This is a genomic window from Streptomyces sp. R818, from assembly GCF_056172735.1.
This window is the reverse complement of sequence record NZ_JAOCNE010000003.1, coordinates 1,129,367-1,147,885: the sequence shown is the minus strand read 5'-3', so window position 1 is coordinate 1,147,885 and position 18,519 is coordinate 1,129,367. Positions and strand designations below refer to the sequence as shown.

The 18,519-nt window shown below is 71.4% G+C and carries 15 protein-coding genes; 5 read left to right on the top strand and 10 right to left on the bottom strand.

Annotation, left to right across the window (positions count from 1 at the left end):
- Positions 1 to 315: 315 nt before the first annotated feature.
- Positions 316 to 1,986: a hypothetical protein gene (locus tag N5I75_RS10350; protein WP_476676407.1), complete on the bottom strand. Its 1,671-nt coding sequence runs from the start codon at positions 1,984 to 1,986 to the stop codon at positions 316 to 318.
- A 113-nt stretch (positions 1,987 to 2,099) separates the two neighbouring features.
- Entirely contained in the window at positions 2,100 to 3,347 is a 1,248-nt protein-coding gene (locus N5I75_RS10345) for a cytochrome P450 (protein WP_476676406.1), read from the bottom strand.
- A gap of 249 nt (positions 3,348 to 3,596) precedes the next feature.
- Here N5I75_RS10345 and N5I75_RS10340 point away from each other — a divergent pair, with 249 nt between their 5' ends.
- Positions 3,597 to 4,766 (top strand): steroid 3-ketoacyl-CoA thiolase, encoded by a 1,170-nt coding sequence (locus N5I75_RS10340; protein WP_476676405.1) that lies wholly within the window; start codon positions 3,597 to 3,599, stop codon positions 4,764 to 4,766.
- Here the strand turns inward: N5I75_RS10340 and N5I75_RS10335 are convergent.
- From N5I75_RS10335 to N5I75_RS10300, 8 genes are all read right to left on the bottom strand, one after another.
- Positions 4,754 to 5,680 carry an ECF transporter S component gene (locus N5I75_RS10335; RefSeq protein WP_476676404.1) on the bottom strand — a complete coding sequence of 309 codons (927 nt, stop codon included), beginning with the start codon at positions 5,678 to 5,680 and terminating at the stop codon, positions 4,754 to 4,756. The genes N5I75_RS10340 and N5I75_RS10335 overlap by 13 nt on opposite strands.
- 101 nt (positions 5,681 to 5,781) lie before the next feature.
- A complete protein-coding gene (locus N5I75_RS10330) occupies positions 5,782 to 7,416 on the bottom strand; it encodes an ABC transporter ATP-binding protein (RefSeq protein WP_476676403.1) in 1,635 nt (544 codons plus the stop codon).
- Complete coding sequence (locus N5I75_RS10325; protein ID WP_476676402.1) at positions 7,413 to 8,543, bottom strand: energy-coupling factor transporter transmembrane component T; 1,131 nt, start codon at positions 8,541 to 8,543, stop codon at positions 7,413 to 7,415. The genes N5I75_RS10330 and N5I75_RS10325 overlap by 4 nt, the downstream gene beginning before the upstream one ends.
- 4 nt (positions 8,544 to 8,547) lie before the next feature.
- Positions 8,548 to 9,207, bottom strand: a complete 660-nt coding sequence (locus N5I75_RS10320) for an SCO2322 family protein (protein ID WP_476676401.1) — start codon at positions 9,205 to 9,207, stop codon at positions 8,548 to 8,550.
- Positions 9,204 to 10,433, bottom strand: coding sequence for a prenyltransferase/squalene oxidase repeat-containing protein (locus N5I75_RS10315; protein WP_476676400.1), 1,230 nt, complete (start codon positions 10,431 to 10,433; stop codon positions 9,204 to 9,206). Before N5I75_RS10315 ends, N5I75_RS10320 begins: the two co-directional genes overlap by 4 nt.
- A gap of 468 nt (positions 10,434 to 10,901) precedes the next feature.
- Positions 10,902 to 12,068, bottom strand: coding sequence for a flotillin family protein (locus tag N5I75_RS10310; RefSeq protein ID WP_476676399.1), 1,167 nt, complete (start codon positions 12,066 to 12,068; stop codon positions 10,902 to 10,904).
- Between the two features lie 13 nt (positions 12,069 to 12,081).
- Positions 12,082 to 12,336 (bottom strand): hypothetical protein, encoded by a 255-nt coding sequence (locus N5I75_RS10305; RefSeq protein ID WP_476676398.1) that lies wholly within the window; start codon positions 12,334 to 12,336, stop codon positions 12,082 to 12,084.
- A gap of 150 nt (positions 12,337 to 12,486) precedes the next feature.
- Positions 12,487 to 13,551 carry an MBL fold metallo-hydrolase gene (locus N5I75_RS10300; RefSeq protein ID WP_476676397.1) on the bottom strand — a complete coding sequence of 355 codons (1,065 nt, stop codon included), beginning with the start codon at positions 13,549 to 13,551 and terminating at the stop codon, positions 12,487 to 12,489.
- Positions 13,552 to 13,727: 176 nt separating this feature from the next.
- Between N5I75_RS10300 and N5I75_RS10295 the strand changes: the two genes are divergently transcribed.
- From N5I75_RS10295 to N5I75_RS10280, 4 genes are all read left to right on the top strand, one after another.
- A complete protein-coding gene (locus N5I75_RS10295; protein WP_476676396.1) occupies positions 13,728 to 15,200 on the top strand; it encodes an aldehyde dehydrogenase in 1,473 nt (490 codons plus the stop codon).
- Positions 15,201 to 15,202: 2 nt separating this feature from the next.
- A complete protein-coding gene (locus N5I75_RS10290) occupies positions 15,203 to 15,436 on the top strand; it encodes a ferredoxin (RefSeq protein ID WP_476676395.1) in 234 nt (77 codons plus the stop codon).
- A gap of 217 nt (positions 15,437 to 15,653) precedes the next feature.
- Positions 15,654 to 18,281 (top strand): class III lanthionine synthetase LanKC, encoded by a 2,628-nt coding sequence (gene lanKC, locus N5I75_RS10285; RefSeq protein WP_476677015.1) that lies wholly within the window; start codon positions 15,654 to 15,656, stop codon positions 18,279 to 18,281.
- Positions 18,282 to 18,368: 87 nt separating this feature from the next.
- A complete protein-coding gene (locus N5I75_RS10280; protein WP_476676394.1) occupies positions 18,369 to 18,500 on the top strand; it encodes a SapB/AmfS family lanthipeptide in 132 nt (43 codons plus the stop codon).
- Positions 18,501 to 18,519: the final 19 nt, after the last annotated feature.

Below are 18,519 nucleotides of genomic sequence, written 5' to 3'. Positions count from 1 at the left end.
CGGCGACGGTGGCGGCGGCTCAGGTCACAAGGGGGGCGGCATCGTCATCGGGCCCCAGCCCTCGAAGAGTCCCCGGCCGTCCACCAGCCCCAAGCCGTCCGACAGCCCGCGGCCCACCCCCGGCCCCTCGGACACCGCCACCCGCCCACCCGACCGACCCGCCGGACCGGGGAGCCGACGGACGAGCCGACCACCGCCGAGCCGACCGACCCGGGGAGTCCGACCCCCTGCCCGTCCGACACCGCCTCCCCGAGCGCGGACCCCACCCCGACCGGCACGCCGGAGAGCCCGGAGCCGTCCCCGTCGGACTCCGCCTCACCGTGCGCCACACCCACCGCCTGACCCGCTCGGCGACGGCGACGACTCCCAGTTCGAACCGATCCGGTACGTGCCGGGCGCCGTCGCCGTCAGCTCCGTGAACTCGCCCCGCTCCTGCTTGCGCACCTTCAGGCAGCCGCCCTCGGACTTGAGCCAGGGCGAGTACGCGACGCGCAGCGTCGCCGTGCCCGCCTCCCGGAAACGGACCGTGACCCGCGCCCCGTCCGAACTGACCACGGACGCGGGCGCGGACACCAGCGGCACCGCGTTCCGCACCCGGAACACCCGCCAGTGCGCGTCCCGCCACACCGGCTCCAGATACGGGGCGCCGCCCCGGACGAACGCCGCCTCCTGCTCGGCGTACCCGTCCGGCTTGCCCTCCGGCAGCACGACGAAGCCGACCGCCCACCGGTCAAGCCACGCCCGGTACGTCGCCGCCGAGAACGTGCCGTCGTAGAACAACCGCCCGCGCTCGATGTCCAGCTGCCGGTTCCAGCCGCGCGCCATGTTCACGTACGGGGCGAGGCGCGTCGCCTCCCGGTGGTTGCGGGCCGGTATCACCTCGACCCGCGTCCGGTCCGCGCCGAGCCGCCGCAGCTCCGTCACGACCCCGCGCGTCTCCGACGCCCACGTCGGCACCTTCGTCGACACCTCCAGGTCGTCGGCCGTCTTCTTCACCACCCACGCCGAGGACAGCACGAGCCCCGCGACCAGGACGCCCGCCTTCCAGCGGATCAGGTTCGGAGTGCGCAGCGCCGCCAGGAGCACCGCCGGCGCCACCAGCTCCGCGAGCCGCTCCACGTTCGTGCCGATGGGGGAGGGGATCAGGTACGTGAGCACCGTGCCGGCCGCGTACGTCGCCGCCGCCCAGCGCGCCACCCGCCAGCGCCTCGGGCCCGCGACGAGGAGCGCGAGGGAGAACAGCACCGGGGGCCAGATCCGGTCCAGCGGCATCAGCTGCTCGCCCTTGAACGGGAACAGCAGCGTCGTCGTGCCCACCACCGCCACGGGCGGTACGAGCAGGGACGCCGCCCTGCGCCAGTCCCGCGCGCCCAGATGGCCCGCGCCGGCCACCGCCAGGAACAGGCCCGCCACCGGGGACGCCATCGTGGCCAGCGCGCCGCTGATCACCGCCGTCGCCAGGCGCCAAGGGCCGGTCCTGCCGGTCCTGCCGGTTCTGCCGGTCCCGTGGCCCAGCGCCACGCAGGCGGCCAGGCCGAACGCGACGCCCAGCGCGAACGTCGTCCGGCCCGACGCCACGTTGCACCACAGCGCCAGCGACAGCAGCACCGCCGGGGCCAGCGGACGGCTGATTCCCGACCGTGCCACGTACACCGCCCCGAGCCACGCCGCCGCCAGGCCCGACACCACCGTCACCGGGCGCACCCCGAGCCCCGCCATCAGATACGGCGAGATCAGCGAGTAGTTGGCGGTGTGCATCCCGCCGTACCAGAACAGGTTGTACGCCGACGCGCCATGGTCGGCCGCGAACCTCGCCCAGGCCTGCTGGGCCGCCAGATCTCCGCCTCCCGTCGCCAGGAACAGCGCCCACACCACGTACAGGGGGAGCGTCGGCGCGGTGGCGAGCAGCGCGACACGGTGGTGCGCGGCAAGAGTGAGGCGTCGGCGCGCGGGGGCACCGCCGAGGGGCAGGTCGACCGTGGCCACGGGTAGGCGTCCGTTTCCGTTTCGTCGCTTGTAGCTGGCGTGGGCATGTTCCACGGACGAAGACGCGTATGGCAACGGAAATGTTCAGCCCGGCATGGCTGTTTTTCGTTCTTTCAGCCGGTCATGGCTACTTTCAGTTCTTTCACGCCGTTCAGCCACGCCGCGCGCAGTCTGCGCGGGTCGCCCGCCAGGCGCAGGTCCGGCAGCGCGTCGGCGATCGCGTGGAAGATCAGGTCGATCTCCAGGATCGCCAGGGACTTGCCCAGGCAGAAGTGCGGGCCGCCGCCGCCGAAGCCCAGGTGGGGGTTGGGGTCGCGGGTGATGTCGAAGACGTCCGGGTTCTCGAAGACCTCCGGGTCGTGGTTGGCCGACGAGTAGAAGAGGCCCACGCGGTCGCCCGCCGCGATCTTCTGGCCGCCGAGTTCTGTGGCCTGTGTCGCCGTGCGCTGGAAAGAGACCACCGGGGTCGCCCAGCGGACTATCTCCTCCGCTGTGGTCGACGGGCGGTGTTGTTTGTAGAGCTCCCACTGGTCGGGGTGGGTCAGGAACGCGTGCATTCCGTGGGTGATCGCGTTGCGGGTCGTCTCGTTGCCGGCCACTGCCAGGAGGATGACGAAGAAGCCGAACTCGTCCGAGGACAGGTTTCCCTCGTCCTCCGCCGCCACCAGCTGGCTGACGATGTCCTTCGCCGGGCACCGCTTGCGCTCCGCCGCCAGGTTCATCGCGTAGCCGACTATCTCCATCGCCGCCTCGGCGCCGATCTCCTCCGTGATCGCGTACTCCGGGTCGTCGTACGCCACCATCTTGTTCGACCACTCGAAGATCCGGGCTCTGTCGTTCTGTGCGATGCCTATCAGCTCCGCTATCGCTTGCAGGGGGAGTTCCACCGCCACGTTCGTCACGAAGTCGAACGTGCCTGTCTCGTCCGCCTGGGCGCGTGCCGAGGTGACGATGTCGGTCGCCCGGGTGCGTAATGCCTGCTCCAGCGAGCGGATCGTCCTCGGCGTGAAACCGCGCTGCACTATCTGGCGCACCCGCGTGTGCTCCGGCGGGTCCATGTTCAGCATGATCATGCGTTGGGCCTCGATCTGGTCCCGGTGGATCGAGGCGTTGAAGCGGATCACGGCCGTGTTGGTCCAGGAGGAGAACAGCTCCGGGTGCGTCGAGACGTGCTTGACGTCCGCGTGCCGGGTGACCGCCCAGTACCCCGCGTCGTCGAAACCCGAGATCCCCGGCTCCTGTGCGATCCAGTGCACCGGTTCGGCCCGGCGGAGCTCGGCGAACTCCGGGTACGGGACGCGGGCCCGGAGCAGGTCGGGGTCGGTGAAGTCGAAACCGTCGGGCAGCGCGGGGCACGGCATGGTCCCTCCCGAGTGTTCTGACAGTGCGTCAGGTATGGCTCGAAAGGTAGTAACGCGTTCTAGAAGTGGCAAGGGTCGCGGGTGTGTCGGTTCCGTGGGCGGTGCTTGCACGCCCCTTGCGTACCCGGGGTAATCGCATCGAGACTGCTTGCGGAACTGGTACGCGTTCTAGTTTCGGGTGTGCCGTCCGCGCGGAGCGTGGACCAGTTCTGGTCCTGCTGGTCCGGGAAGCGTGGAAGGACGACCGTCATGGCAGCCGAGCCCGTCATCGTCGAAGCCGTACGTACGCCGATCGGCAAGCGCGGGGGCGCGCTGGCCAATCTCCACCCCGCCTATCTGCTCGGGGAGACCTACCGCGAACTCCTCGGGCGCACCGGCATCCCCGCCGACTGCGTCGAGCAGATCGTCGGCGGCACCGTCACCCACGCGGGCGAGCAGTCCATGAACCCCGCGCGCACCGCCTGGCTCACCATGGGGCTGCCCTACGAGACCGCCGCCACCACCGTCGACTGTCAGTGCGGGTCCTCGCAGCAGGCCTCCCACATGGCCGCCAACATGATCGCCGCCGGGGTCATCGACGTCGGGATCTCGTGTGGTGTCGAGGCCATGTCCCGCGTGCCTCTCGGGTCCGGGTCCAAGCACGGGCCCGGGAAGCCGTTTCCCGATGAGTGGAACGTCGATCTTCCCAATCAGTTCGAGGCCGCCGAGCGCATCGCGCGCAAGCGCGGGCTCAGTCGGGAGAACGTCGACTCGCTCGGGCTCATCTCGCAGGAGCGGGCCGGTGTCGCCTGGAGTGAGGAGCGGTTCAAGCGCGAGACGTTTGCCGTGCAGGTGCCCACCACCGAGGAGGAGCAGGCCGGCGGGCAGGGGATGTGGCGGCTCGTCGATCGTGATGAAGGGTTACGCGATACGTCCATGGAGGGGCTCGGTGCGCTGAAGCCTGTCATGCCTACCGCTGTGCACACCGCCGGGAACTCGTCCCAGATCTCCGACGGGGCCGCCGCGATCCTGTGGGCCAGCAAGCGGATGGCCCGGGCTCTGAAGCTGAGGCCCCGGGCCCGCATCGTGGCTCAGGCGCTTGTGGGGGCCGATCCGCACTTCCATCTCGATGGGCCTGTGGATGCCACCCGGGCCGTTCTGGGGAAGGCCGGGATGTCGTTGAAAGACATTGATCTTGTGGAGATCAATGAGGCGTTCGCCTCTGTTGTGCTCAGCTGGGCTCAGGTCTTCGAGCAGGATCTTGAGAAGGTCAACGTCAATGGTGGGGCCATCGCCCTTGGGCATCCCGTGGGGGCCAGCGGGGCTCGGCTCATCACCACCGCCCTGCATGAGCTGGAGCGGCGGGACAAGGAGTTCGCGCTGATCTGCATGTGCGCGGGTGGGGCGCTCGCCACCGGGACCATCATTCAGCGGCTCTGAGGCTGGTCGCCGGGTGTGAAGGTCACCGGCGCCTCGAACGCCGCCCTGCGCGTCGCCCTGCGCAGCGCCTTCAGGACCGCGCCGCCCACCGTCAGTGTCAGGACCACGGTCAGCGCGGCCCTGCCCAGGTCCCAGCCGAGGGACGTCGCCGCGCAGTACGCGAGGAAACGGGCCAGGTTGTCGTGGAGCGCCGCGTCCGGCTGGTACGCGACCGAGGAGGCCAGCGCGTTCATGAACGGCCATCCGGCCAGGTTCATGAGCGTGCCGTACGCGAACGCGGCCAGGAAGCCGTAGGCGGCGAGCAGCACGCGTTCGGCGCGGCCGCGCAGTGTGTGCGGGGCCGGGAGCAGGCCCGCGCCCATCGTGAACCAGCCCATCGACAGCATCTGGAACGGCATCCAGGGGCCTACGCCGCCGGTGAGCAGCGCGGACGCGAACATGCTGAGGGAGCCCAGGACGAAGCCGAAACCCGGGCCCAGGACCCGGCCGCTCAGCACCATCAGGAAGAACATCGGCTCGATGCCCGCCGTGCCCGCGCCGATCGGGCGCAGGGCGGCTCCCGCGGCGGCCAGTACGCCGAGCATGGCCACCGCTTTGGGGCCCATGCCGGATTCTGAGATCGTCGCGGCCACTACGGCTACGAGGAGGACGAGCAGGCCCGCGAAGAGCCATGGGGCGTCTTGTGCGTGGGCGGTCAGCTGGGAGCCGGGGCCGGTGATCAGCGGCCAGCCGATCGCGATGACGCCCACCGCGCTGACCATCAGGAGGGCGGCGATGGAGCGGGGGCCGAGGCGGACCGGGTTGGCCTGGCGGTCGAGGGCGGCGGGGTTGTCGCGCCGTCGCTTGCGACGGGGGGCGGGGCCGCGCCGGGGCGCCTCCTCGGCCGGATCGGTCTCAGCGCCACCTGACGCCATAGGCGGGTCGTCCGGTGCTGGGTTCCGGCGGAGTCCTGCGGGGGCACCCCGACGCGTCCCCTCCTGCTTCGTACGCGGCCTCGCCTCCGGTCCTTCGTCCGTCACGACAACGCCTCCCTGACCTGGCTGACCGTCAGCCAGGGTTGCGGGGCCAGGATCTTCGCCACCTGGGGTGCGAAGGAGGGGGAGGACGTGACCGTCTCCGGGGCCGGGCCGTCCGCCACTATTTCGCCGTCCGCCAGAATCGCCACCCGGTGCGTCAGCTCCGCCGCCAGCTCCACGTCGTGCGTCGCCATGACGATGGCGTGGCCCTGGGAGGCGAGCTTGCGGAGGATCCTGACCAGGCGGGCCTTCGCCGCGTAGTCCAGGCCTCGGGTCGGTTCGTCCAGGAGGAGGAGGGGTGGAGCCGCCGTCAGGACTATTGCCAGGGCCAGTGTCAGGCGTTGGCCCTCCGAGAGGTCTCGGGGGTGTGCCTCGTTCCCGATTCCCGGGAGAAGTTCTGCCAGGAGAGTGCGGCAGGTGCCGGGCTGTGCTGAGGCGTCCTTGTCCGCCGCCGTGCATTCGGCCTCCACCGTGTCCGCGCAGAGCAGGTCCCGGGGTTCCTGGGGGACCAGCCCCACGTTGCGGATCAGTTCGCGGGGGGTGAGCCGGTGGGGTGCGGTGCCGTTCACTTCCGCGGTTCCGGTGGTGGGCTTGACCATCCCGACCAAGGTGGAGAGGAGAGTCGACTTCCCGGCACCGTTGCGCCCCATGAGTGCGATGATCTCGCCGCTCGATACGTCCAGGTTCACCTGGCGCAGTGCTTCTACGCGGCCTCGGCGGACCCCCAGCTTCCGAACGCGCGCGAGATCAGTCCCGCCAGGGGCGCGGGGAACTGCGCGACCAGCCACATCGGACGGGTGGTCGGGCGACGGAGATGACGTGGCAAGACGGGACCGCAGGTCCGTGGCCGCGCGTCGAGCGTCCCGAACTGTCAGGGGCAGGGGGTCCCACCCCGCCAGTCGGCCCAGGCCCACCACTGGCGGGTAGACGGGGGAAGCCGCCATCACCGTCGCCGGGTCCCCGACCAGGAGGGGTTCTCCGGGGGCCGGGAGCAGGGCCACCTGGTCCGCGTACTGGACCACCCGTTCCAGGCGGTGTTCCGCCATGAGGATCGTCGTGCCCAGGTCGTGGACCAGGCGCTGAAGCACCGCCAGGACCTCTTCCGCCGCCGCCGGGTCGAGCGCCGACGTCGGTTCGTCCAGGACCAGGACCTGGGGGTGCGTCGCCAGGACCGAGCCGATCGCCACGCGCTGCTGCTGGCCGCCCGAGAGGGTGGCGATGGGGCGGTCGCGCAAGGGTGCCAGGCCCAGGAGGTCCAGGGTTTCCTCGACCCTGCGGCGCATGGTGGGGGGCGTGAGGCCCAGGGACTCCATGCCGTACGCCAGCTCGTCCTCGACCGTGTCCGTGACGAAGTGCGCCAGCGGGTCCTGGCCCACCGTGCCGACCACGTCCGCCATTTCGCGGGGCTTGTGCGTGCGGGTGTCGCGGCCGGCGACGGTGACCCTGCCGGTGAGCGTGCCGCCCGTGAAGTGCGGGACCAGTCCGCTGACCGCCCCGAGAAGTGTGGACTTGCCTACACCGGACGGGCCCGCCAGCAACATCAGTTCGCCCTCGGGGACCGTGAGGTCGATGCCCTTGAGGGTGGGGTGAGTGGCGTCGTCGTAGCGGACGGAGACGTTCTCGAAATGGATCACCGGGGGGCCTCCGGCAGACGGTCGGTCGAGGAAGGTTCGGGGAGCGGGGCCACGAACGCGGGCAGCAGCGCCAGGAGGATGCCCGCCGCCGGCCAGAGGGGGAGGGTGGGTGGGGTGAGGGGGACGATCTGGGGCTCTAGTGCTGACGGGTCCGTCGTCGACGTCCAGATCATCAGCGTGGCCGTCGCCGCTCCCGATGCCGCGATCAGCCAGGCCCGTAGTCCCCAGACGTCCGGGCGGTACCGGGTGCGGACCGAGCGGCGGCCGCCCAGCCACAGACCCCCCAGCGCCGAGGCCGTGCCGATCAGGAGGACCGGGAGGCCGTAGTTCGCGCCGGATGCGGCGAGGAGGCCGTACGTTCCCGCGCAGACGCCTGTCAGGCCGCCCAGGGTGAGTGCCGCCGTCGCCCGGCGGATGGCCGGGGGGACCTTCGCCGTACGGCCGTAGCCGCGCGCGTCCATCGCCGCCGCCAGGGACACCGAGCGTTCGAGCGCGCCCTCCAGGACCGGGAGGCCGACCTGGAGCAGGCCCCGCAGGCCGCTGTCCGGGCGGCCGCGCAGACGGCGGGCCGCGCGCAGGCGGCGTACGTCCGCGATCAGGTTCGGGGCGAACGTCATGGCTACGACCACCGCTACGCCCGCCTCGTAGAGCGCGCCGGGGAGCGACTTCAGGAGGCGGGAGGGGGAGGCCAGGGCGTTCGCCGCTCCTACGCAGATGAGGAGCGTCGCCAGTTTCAGGCCGTCGTACAGCGCGAAGGTGAGCCCTTCAAGGGTGACCTTGCCCCCGATGCGTACGCCTTGTGCCCAGTCGGGCAGAGGGATCTCCGGGAGCGTGAACAAGAGGTGCGTGCCCGGGATGGGGGAGCCCAGGAACGTCGCGAAGAGCAGGCGGATGATGATCACCGCCAGGCCCAGCTTCACGAACGCGCCGTACGAGTGTGCCCAGGGGGCCTCCGTGCGGCGCGCCGCCACCACGTAGCCCGCGACCCCGATCAGCAGCGCCAGGAGCAGCGGGTTCGTCGTGCGGGACGCCGCCGTGCCCAGGCCCAGCGCCCAGATCCACCAGGCGCCCGGGTGCACGGCATTGGAACGGTGGGCCCGGGGGGCCCGCAGCGTACGGCCGGTCATCGCGTCAGCCGCGGCGGCGCTTGGCCTGCCAGATCGCGCCCACGCCCAGCGCGGCGACGACGGCGACCCCGGCGATGACACCCACGGACGGTCCGGAGTGGGACGACCTGGAAGGGCTCGCGGACTGTGCGGCGGAGGTGTCGTCCGTGTCCTTCACCTGCTCGCCGCAGCCGCTCCTCGGGTAGCCCGAGATGGCGCACAGCAGCGCGTTGCTGTCGTAGCGCAGCGGCTTGGCGACCGAGGCGAGGGCGTCGGCCGACGTCGCGTCCTCGGCCACCCGCGCGCAGGCCGTGCGCTCCTTCGGCGGCGTCTCGTCGCCGGGAGCGTCCCGCGCCGTGCCGAAGTCGATGACCAGGGCTATGCGCTTGGTGTCGGCCGCGGCCGGGGTGTTCGCGCAGATGGTCTTGAAGTCGGCGGTGCCGCGCGGCTGCGTGGCGTCCTTGGAGTCCGCGCTGACGGAGAAGCGGAAGCCCTGCACCTCGCCGTCCGAGGGCTTGGTGCCGGACGGGCCCATGGACGCGTACGTCCACGTCTCCGCCTTGCTGTCGCGCTCCCAGAACGACCAATAGCGGTAGCCGGCCGCCTGCGCGGGGACAGCGGTCAGCCCCAGGAGCGCGACCAGCAGACCCAGGACGAGGCCGGCCGTCCTCCTCGTACGCCTCACAGCTGCTGCTTCTTGCGGCCGCTGAGCAGGAAGCCCGCGCCCACGGCGGCGACGAACATCACGCCGACGATCCACCAGGTGCCGAAGCCGTCGCTCTTGTCGTCCTCGTCCTTGTGCTCCTCGGCGGCCTTCGCGGAGGCGGGCGCGGGGCCCGTCTTGTTCAGGGCGCTGACCAGGTTCGTGCCCGCGAAGTCGCGCGGGTCGTTGCCCGTGGCGTGCGCGGCGAAGATCAACTGGGCGTACGCGGCCGGGCCCGACGTGGCCGCCCAGGCCTTGGCGTTCTTCTCCAGCCAGGCGTACGGGTCCTTCGTGTACTTGACGCCCTCGGCGGCGGCGACCGCGGCGACCGCGTCCGCGGTGTTGCCGTAGTCGGGCTGGTCCTCGGCCCCGGCGAGCTGCGACTTCAGGTAGAGGTGGGTCGAGAGCTGGTTCTGGAGGTACACGGCGCCGTTCCGCGCGATGGACTCGGGCGTCTTGCCGTCCTCGCACGTGTACGCGTCCGGGGCCTTGCCCTTGCCGGGCGCGAAGCCGGTGCCGAGGGCGCCCAGGACGCCGGCGGCGGTGGCGTCGGCGTTCGCCGTGAGCTTGCCCTTCTTGTCGGGCTGGTAGGCGAGGGCGCCGCCCGCGTTCTTGCCCTCGGAACAGGGGAGGGCGAGGGAGGCGAGGGCGTCGGAGCCGGACTTGCCGGTGCCGGACTTCACGTCGGCGGGCTTGTGGCCGGCTGCGGCGAGCGCGCCGATGACGACGGAGGTGGAGTTGGCGTCGCTGGCCCCGCCGGGGTTGTACCCCCAGCCGCCGTCGTCGTTCTGGTTCTTCTTCAGCCAGTCGACGCCCTTGGTGACCTCGCCGTCCCGGCCGCCGACCGCGGCCAGCGCCTGTACGGCGGCGGCCGTGCTGTTGCTGTCCAGCATCGTCTTGGCGTCGCACGCCGTGCCGGTGTCCGCGCGGAAGGCGGCCCAGCCGCCGTTCGCGCACTGCTGCCCCGCGAGCCAGGCGACGGCCTTCCCGGCGGGCTTCACCCCGACGGTGTCCTGTGCGACGAGGGCGAGGGACTGGCGCCATACGCCGTCGTACGTCGGGTCGGACTTTCCGTACAGGCCCGACGGGACGACGACCTTCGGCGAGGGGGAGGCACTGGCAGCGCCGTCTGCGAACGCGGCCTGCGCGCTCACGGCGCCGATCACGACGGTCGCGGCGACGAGCGCGGCGCTGCGGCGAATGTTCATGGTGGGGCGGGTGCCTCTCCCTGCGGGGGGACCGGGCGGCACGGCACACACGGGCACCGGGCGGCTCCGGGCCCGTATGCCTCGACGGTCCTGAGCCGATCACGACGCGCCCCAGGCATTCCGGCTGTACGGCTGCGGGATCAGCGCCGGACTCGCACCGGCTTCCCCTAGGACGCGCATATGACGACCCAGCCACTGTACCGGCCCCGCTCCAGCACCCCCGGGTGAGGCTGGCGTGCCCTCGTCAGCGCCGTGCCCCTCGGGGCCGAAGCGAGTCCGCGGGCCCGCTGTGGCTGGTCGCGCAGTTCCCCGCGCCCCTGAGATGCGCACTGCGTGCGCCATCTCAGGGGCCCATGGGGCTGCGGCGGAGCCGCATGCTTCAGGGGCGCGGGGAACTGCGCGACCAGCCACGACGAGACCCGCGCCCGCCGACCAAGGCGAACCCCCTACGGCGAACCGGCGGCAGCCCTACCTCACGTCGACCGGCCCGTCGTCGTCCCCCCGGGGCGCCCCCAGATACCGCTCGATCCCGGTGCCCGGCGCAGCCGATCCGTCCTGACCGCTCAGGTTCTTCCGGACCGAGTCGAGGATCGTCAGCCCCTGCCCGACCAGCCCGGCCGCGATCTCCCCGAGCCCGTCCGCCCCGTTCAGCACGTTCACGTTGGCCCCGGCAAGCCCCGCGGACGCCTCCTTCACGATCTGCGGCAACTGATCGATGAGCATCCGGTCCAGCGCCACCCGGTCATAGCTGGCGGCAGCCTCCGCCTGGATCTTCATCCGCTCGGCCTCGGCCAGGGCAAGCACACGGATCCGCTCCGCATCCGCCTGCGCCGGCTTCACGATCTCCGCGACGAGCTGCTTCTCCCGCAGCTCGGCCTGCTTGAGCGCCAGCTCGGTCTGGGCCGCAAGAACCTCCTGCTGCGCCCGGGCGAGCGCCAGCGGACCCGCCTGGTCGGCCTGCGCCTTGGCCCGGTCGACCTCGGCGCTGTACTCGGCCTGCACGATCGCGGTCTGCCGCGCGTACTCGGCCTGCTTGCGGGCCGCCGCCTGCTCCGCCTCTGCGGATGCCTGCGTGGCCTGCGCCTGGGCGATCTGCGCGGCGCGCTGGATGTTGGCCTTGTGCGGGCGCGACATCGCCTCGATGTAGCCGGTGCTGCCGTCGTCGATGGACTGGATCTGCAGCGAGTCGACGTGCAGGCCGATCTTCGCCATCTCGGCCTTGGACGTGTCCAGGACCTCCGTCGCCAGTTTCTGCCGCTCGGTGACGATCTCCTCCACCGTCATCGAGCCGATGATGGAGCGCAGGTGCCCGGCGAAGATCCGCCCGGTGAGGACGGACATCTGCTCCTGGTCGGAGAGGAAGCGCTGGCCGGCGTTGACGATCGACTCGTGGTCGTTGCCGACCTTGAACGCGATGACGGCGCGCACGGTGAGGGCGATGCCCTGCCGGGTCACGCACTTCTCCTGGACCTCCGCCTCGCTCATGGCGAGGGAGAGGAAGCGGGTCTTGCGGAAGACGGGCAGGACGAACTTTCCGTGCCCGGTGACGACGCGGAACGGCGCTCCCCCAAGTCCCCGCCTGCCGCCCGAGATCAGCATCGCCTCGTCGGGTGCGGGAACGCGATATCCGAACATCCCTGATGTCTCCTTAGCGGGCGTCGCCGTCGCCGCCGAGCGGCGGTTCGAGGAGTGGATCGCTCCAGGCCATGACGGTCACCCTGCGGTGTCCGAGGGACTCGACGACCAGCACCGTCGTGTCGCGGATCAGCGGCTCCCCGGAGTACGCGATGAACGTCTCCGTGCCGCCCCTGACCCGTACCAGAACCTCGCCCGGACCGTCGGCACCCCGGGTGCCGACGACGAGCTTCCCCGTACAGCCGACCACAGCCTCGTCCGGCGCCATCGGCGGCCGCCCCCTTGTCGTTCCAGCTCACATGAGCCCTTGAAGGCCAGACCCTACGCCTGCGGGCAGGGCCCTTCCATCTACGCGCGGCAAAGATCCGTCGACCGTCGCGGGAGGCTCGGGCAGGTCACGGGAGCGCCCCCGCGCATGTCATTGGACGGCCGCCACGTACGTCACCGGATCGCTTCCGGCGACTGTCTCCACGCGTCCCAGTTTCACCAGGCGGCGCAGGTGTGCCTCCGCCTCGGACACGGCGATGGTGCGGGAGCCGTACGGGATGTCGGCCCAGGGCCGGTTCCACTCCATGCGCTCGGCGAGCTGCCAGGGGGTGAGCGGCGCGGACAGCAGCCCGTGCAGGTCGGTGAGGCGCGCCTCGTGGTGGTCGAGCAGCTCCCGTACGCGCGCGGGCGCGTCGGTGAAGGGGTGCTGGTGGGCCGGGAGCACCTCGGCCGGGGCCAGGCGCCCGACGCGTTCCAGGGAGTCGAGGTAGTCGCCGAGCGGGTCGCTGGAGCCCTCCTCGACGGACGGGTCCTCGTACAGGCCGATGTGCGGGCTGATGCCGGGCAGGACGTGGTCGCCGGAGAAGAGGCGGCCGTTGCCCGCGAGGCCCGAGGGGTGGGCCTCCTCCAGGTGCAGGCAGACGTGGCCGGGGGTGTGGCCCGGCGTCCAGATCGCGCGGAGGCGGCGGCCGGGCAGGTCAAGGAGGTCGCCGGGGGTGATCGTGCGGTCGGGCAGGGCCGCGTCGAGGCCGGGGAGGCGGCGTGGGCGGCCCGTGTCGGCGGCGGTGAGCAGCAGCGCGACGTGCTCCTCGGGCGCTCCGGCGGCGAGGAGTTTGGCGGCCATGTACGCGTACCAGCGCGCGGGCGGGTTCTCGCGGGTGCGGCGGACGACGGCCGCGTCCGCCTCGTGCATGGCGATCCACGCGCCGGACGCCTCGCGGACCTTCGCGGAGAGGCCGTGGTGGTCGGGGTGGTGGTGGGTGATGAGGACGCCGGTGAGGTCGGTGACCGTGGTGCCGCACGCGGACAGGCCCTCGGTCAGCGCGGTCCAGGACGCCGGGTCGTCCCAGCCGGTGTCGACGAGGACCGGGCCCGCGTCGGTGTCCAGGAGGTGGACGAGGGTGAAGCCGAGGGGGTTGTCGGGGATCGGCACGCGGATGCTGTGCACGCCTCCGCCGTGGTCGGTCACGCGCGCCGCCTGTGCCGTCCCTGCCATGGGGCCGCCTCTCCGCCGCCAAGCCTGCTCGTCGCCGCGTCGAACTGCCGCCACTGTAAACGAATTTGTAGAACTTGTTTCACTGCTTCCGCCGTCCAACTGGAACTGGTATCAGTTCTGATGCATCGTCAGAAAAGCGCGTACGGAACTTCACCGAAGCGGAAGCGGTGGTCTTCATGACCGAGCTCGTGGAACACAGCCAGCTGTTCATCGGCGGGGAGTTGACCGACCCCCTCGGCAAGGACGTCATCGAGGTCGTCTCCCCGCACACCGGCGAGGTCTTCGGGCGCGTGCCGCACGCCGCGCCCGCCGACGTGGACCGGGCCGTCGCCGCCGCCCGCCGCGCCTTCGACGAGGGCCCCTGGCCGCGTATGAGCCTCGACGAGCGGGTCGCCGTGGTGACCCGGATCAAGGACGCCATAGCCGTACGGCACGAGGAGATCGCCAAGGTCATCTCGCAGGAGAACGGGTCTCCCTATGCGTGGTCCGTCCTCGCGCAGGCGCTCGGCGCGATGATGGTGTGGGACTCCGCGATCACCGTCGCGCGCGCCTTCACCTACGAGGAGACCCGTGACGGCGCCCTCGGGAAGCTGCTCGTGCGGCGGGAGCCGGTCGGGGTCGTCGCCGCCGTCGTGCCGTGGAACGTGCCGCAGTTCGTGGCCGCCGCCAAGCTCGCGCCCGCCCTCCTCGCCGGCTGCGCGGTCGTCCTGAAACCGTCGCCCGAGTCGCCGCTCGACGCCTACATCCTCGGCGAGATCGCCCGCGAGGCCGGGCTGCCGGAAGGCGTTCTCTCCATCCTTCCCGCCGACCGTGAGGTGAGCGAGTACCTCGTCGGGCATCCGGGGATCGACAAGATCTCGTTCACCGGGTCGGTCGCAGCCGGGAAGCGGGTCATGGAGGTCGCCTCGCGCCATCTCACGCGGGTCACCCTGGAGTTGGGCGGCAAGTCCGCCGCCGTCGTGCTGCCCGACGCCGAGGTCGAGGCCACCGTCGCCGGGGTTGCGCCCGCCGCCTGGATGAACAACGGGCAGGCGTGCGTCGCCCAGACCCGCATCCTGCTGCCGCGCTCGCGTTACGACGAGTTCGCCGAGGCGTTCACCGCGGCCGCCGCCGCCCTCGTCGTCGGTGACCCGCTCGACCCCGCCACCCAGGTCGGGCCCCTCGTCGCCCAGCGCCAGCAGCGGCGCAGCCTCGACTACATCCGCCTCGGGCAGGAGGAGGGCGCCAAGGTCCTGACGGGCGGGGGCGCGCCCACCACCGCCGGGCTCGAACGCGGCTGGTACGTCGAGCCGACCCTCTTCGGCGACGTCCACAACGGCATGCGCATCGCCCGCGAGGAGATCTTCGGGCCGGTCATCTGCCTCCTGCCCTACGGGGACGAGGCCGAGGCCGTGAAGATCGCCAACGACTCCGACTACGGGCTCAGCGGCAGCGTGTGGACCGCCGACGTCGGGCGCGGCCTCGACATCGCGCGGCAGGTGCGCACCGGCACGTACAACGTGAACACCTTCAGCCTCGACATGCTCGGACCCTTCGGCGGCTACAAGAACAGCGGCCTGGGCCGGGAGTTCGGGCCCGAGGGGTTCGGCGCCTACCTGGAGCACAAGATGATCCACCTGCCCGCCGGGTACGCACCCGAGGAGGGCTGAGCATGGGTGACCGCTGGCATGTGGAGGTCGACCGGGGCGTCTGCATCGGCTCGGGCATGTGTGTGCACCACGCGCCCGGCGCCTTCCGCCTCGACACGGCGCGCCAGTCCCACCCCGAGGAGTCCGAGACCGACGCCAACGAGAACGTCCTCGCGGCGGCGGAGGGGTGCCCCGTCGAGGCGATCATGATCTCCCTCGCCGACGGCGGGGAGCCGGTGTTCCCGCCCGAGGAATGAACCGGGAATGGGCGCGGCGCGTGGGAATGTCAACGGCACGCGTCTGTCGAATATGCGTACGATAGATTTCGAACGAGGCGAACATTACTTGCCTCGTGCGTTCCGCATGTCTTTCTCATGACAGCTGTGACTGTCCGCCTTCCTTGGCCGCATGCGAATCTCGTTGCCGTCCGGACAACGGGACGACGACGCGAAGCCGAGGAGGGCGGACCACGCCATGGACAAGCGGTACGAGGTCTACGCCCTTGCCGACCCGCATTTCTACGAGACGCCGGAGCGGCTCGCCGGCGACGGGAAAGCGCGCACCCTCCCCGAGTTCGAGACCGCCCGCAGGGCGGTGCCCGACGGATGGCGCTCGGACACCAACGGGGAGTGGCTGAACCTCACTCCGCTCGACGCCGACGGCACGCCCCGCCAGGGGCCGAAGCAGGGCTGGAAGATCCACGCGACCGCCACCCGGGACGACGCCGAGAAGATCGCCTCGATCGTCTGGGACTACTGCGTACCGCGCTCCATTCCGTTCAAATTCGTGCCGGCGCCGCATCTGTTGCACTTGCGCAACGCCAAATACGCGAGCCGCGACACAAGCGGGAAATTCGTCACCGTCTATCCGGCCGACGACCACCAATGCCACCGAATACTTGAGGAACTGGACGAACTCCTCCGCGGCTTCGACGGGCCCTACATTCTCACCGACTTGCGCTGGGGCGAGGGTCCGCTTTACGTACGCTACGGCGCCTTCGCCCGCCGCATGGTGGTCAATGAGCGCGGGACACTTGTCACGGCCATCGAGGACGGCGAAGGCCGTCTCGTGCCCGACAACAGGGAACCCGCGTTCCACGTCCCCGACTGGGTGCCCCTGCCTTCCTTCCTCAAACCTCACTTCGACGCCCGCAACGCGCAGACCGTCGCCGATCTTCCGTACCGCTTCGAGAAGGCCCTGCACTTCTCCAACGGAGGCGGCGTCTACCGCGGCGTCGACACCCGCGACGGCCGCAAGGTCGTCCTGAAGGAGGGCCGTCCGCACGCCGGCCTCGCCGCCGACGGGGCCGACGCCATCACCCGCCTGGAACGGGAGAAGGCCGCCCTGGAACGGCTCTCCGGGCTCGGCGTCGCGCCCGAGGTGCGGGACTGGTTCCTCATCGGCGACCACCGCTTCCTCGTCATGGACTACGTCGAGGGGCGCGCGCTCAACGCGTTCTTCGCCGAACGGCACCCGCTGCTCTGCTCCGACCCCGACCCGGACGCGATCGCCGCCTACGCGGACTGGGTGCTGCGGATCAACGCCGCCGTCGAGAAGGCCGTCGCCGCCGTCCACGAGCGCGGCATCGTCTTCAACGACCTGCACCTGTTCAACATCATGGTCGACCCGGACGAGCAGTCGGTCACCCTCATCGACTTCGAGGCCGCCACCCGCGCCGAGGAGGACGGCGGCCAGATGCTGGCCCACCCCGGCTTCTGGGCGCCGCTCGACCGCACCGGCACCGACATCGACCGCTACGCCCTCGCCTGCCTGCGGATCGCGCTCTTCCTGCCGGTCACGTCCCTGTTCGTGGTGGACCGCGCCAAAGCCGCGCACCTGGCCGACATCATCGCCGCCGAGTTCCCCACCGTTCCCAGGGAGTTCCTCGACGAGGCCGTCGCCGAGATCACCCGCGGGAGCGCGGACGCGCCGCCGGTCACGGGGAGGGGAGCGACCGGCGCCGCCCCGCGCGTCGAGCCCGGCGACTGGCCCGCCGCCCGCGACTCCATGGCCGCCGCGATCCTCGCCTCCGCCACCCCGGACCGCGACGACCGCCTCTTCCCCGGCGACGTCGCCCAGTTCGCCACCGGCGGCGGCCTCGGCCTCGCCCACGGCGCGGCCGGTGTCCTCCTCGCCCTCGACCAGGCCGGCGCCGCCCGCTACGAGCAGGGCGAGCAATGGCTCCTCGACCACACGGACCCCGTGCCGCCCGGCACCGCCCTCGGCCTCTACGACGGCATCGCCGGGATCGCCTACGCCATGGAGCGCACGGGGCACCGGCAGCGCGCCCTCGTCCTCCTCGACCGTCTGCTCGGCGAGAAGTGGCAGCGGCTCTCCACCGGGCTGCACGGCGGACTCGCCGGCGTCGGCCTCGTCCTGGACCACCTCGCCCGCGCCACCGGCGAGAGCGCCCTCGCCGACCGCGCCCAGGAGGCCGCCCGGATCGTCGCCGACCGGATCATCCACGTACGCGACACGGACCGCACCCCCGACTCCAAGCGGCGGGCCGGGCTGATGCGCGGGCTCAGCGGGCCCGCACTGTTCCTGCTGCGGCTGCACGAGCACACCGGTGACCCGGAGTACCTCGAACTCGCCGGTACTGCATTGGAGTTGGACCTCGAACGGTGCCGTACGTCCTCCGACGGCGGGCTCCATGTCGACGAGGGCTGGCGCACCATGCCCTACCTGGGCGACGGCAGCGCCGGGGTCGGCATGGTCCTCGACGACTATCTGCGGGCCGTCCCGGACGCGGAGCTCGGCGGCCGGAACATCGAGCAGGTCCGCGCGTCGATCCTGACCGCCGCGACCTCCCGCTTCTACGTCCAGCCCGGCCTCCTCGAAGGCCGCGCCGGAATGATCCTGCACCTCGCCCGCACCACGGCGCCCGGCGCCACGGACGCGCGGCTCGCCGCGCAGATCGACGCCCTCGGCTGGCTGTCGATGCCGTACAAGGGCGAACTCGCCTTCCCCGGGCACCAGATGATGCGCCTCTCCATGGACCTCGCCAGCGGCACGGCAGGGTGCCTGCTCGCGCTCGGCGCGGCCCTGGACCCGGAACGCGGCGTCCACCTGCCGTTCCTCCCGCCCCTTCGGCGGCCCTGAAGCCGGCTCCGGCACCGTCCGGAGTCGTGACACAACCGCACAGCACCACCCCGTCCCCATGAGATGAAGTTGACGAAAGGGAAGACCATGGCACTCCTCGACCTGCAGAGCCTCGAAGCCGACGAGACCACCGGCGGTGGCGGCGGCGACGCGGGCAGCAACGCCAGCCTGCTGCTCTGCGACAAGCACAGCTCCAACAGCACCATCCTTTGTCTGTGACGGTTCGTCCGCCGAGATG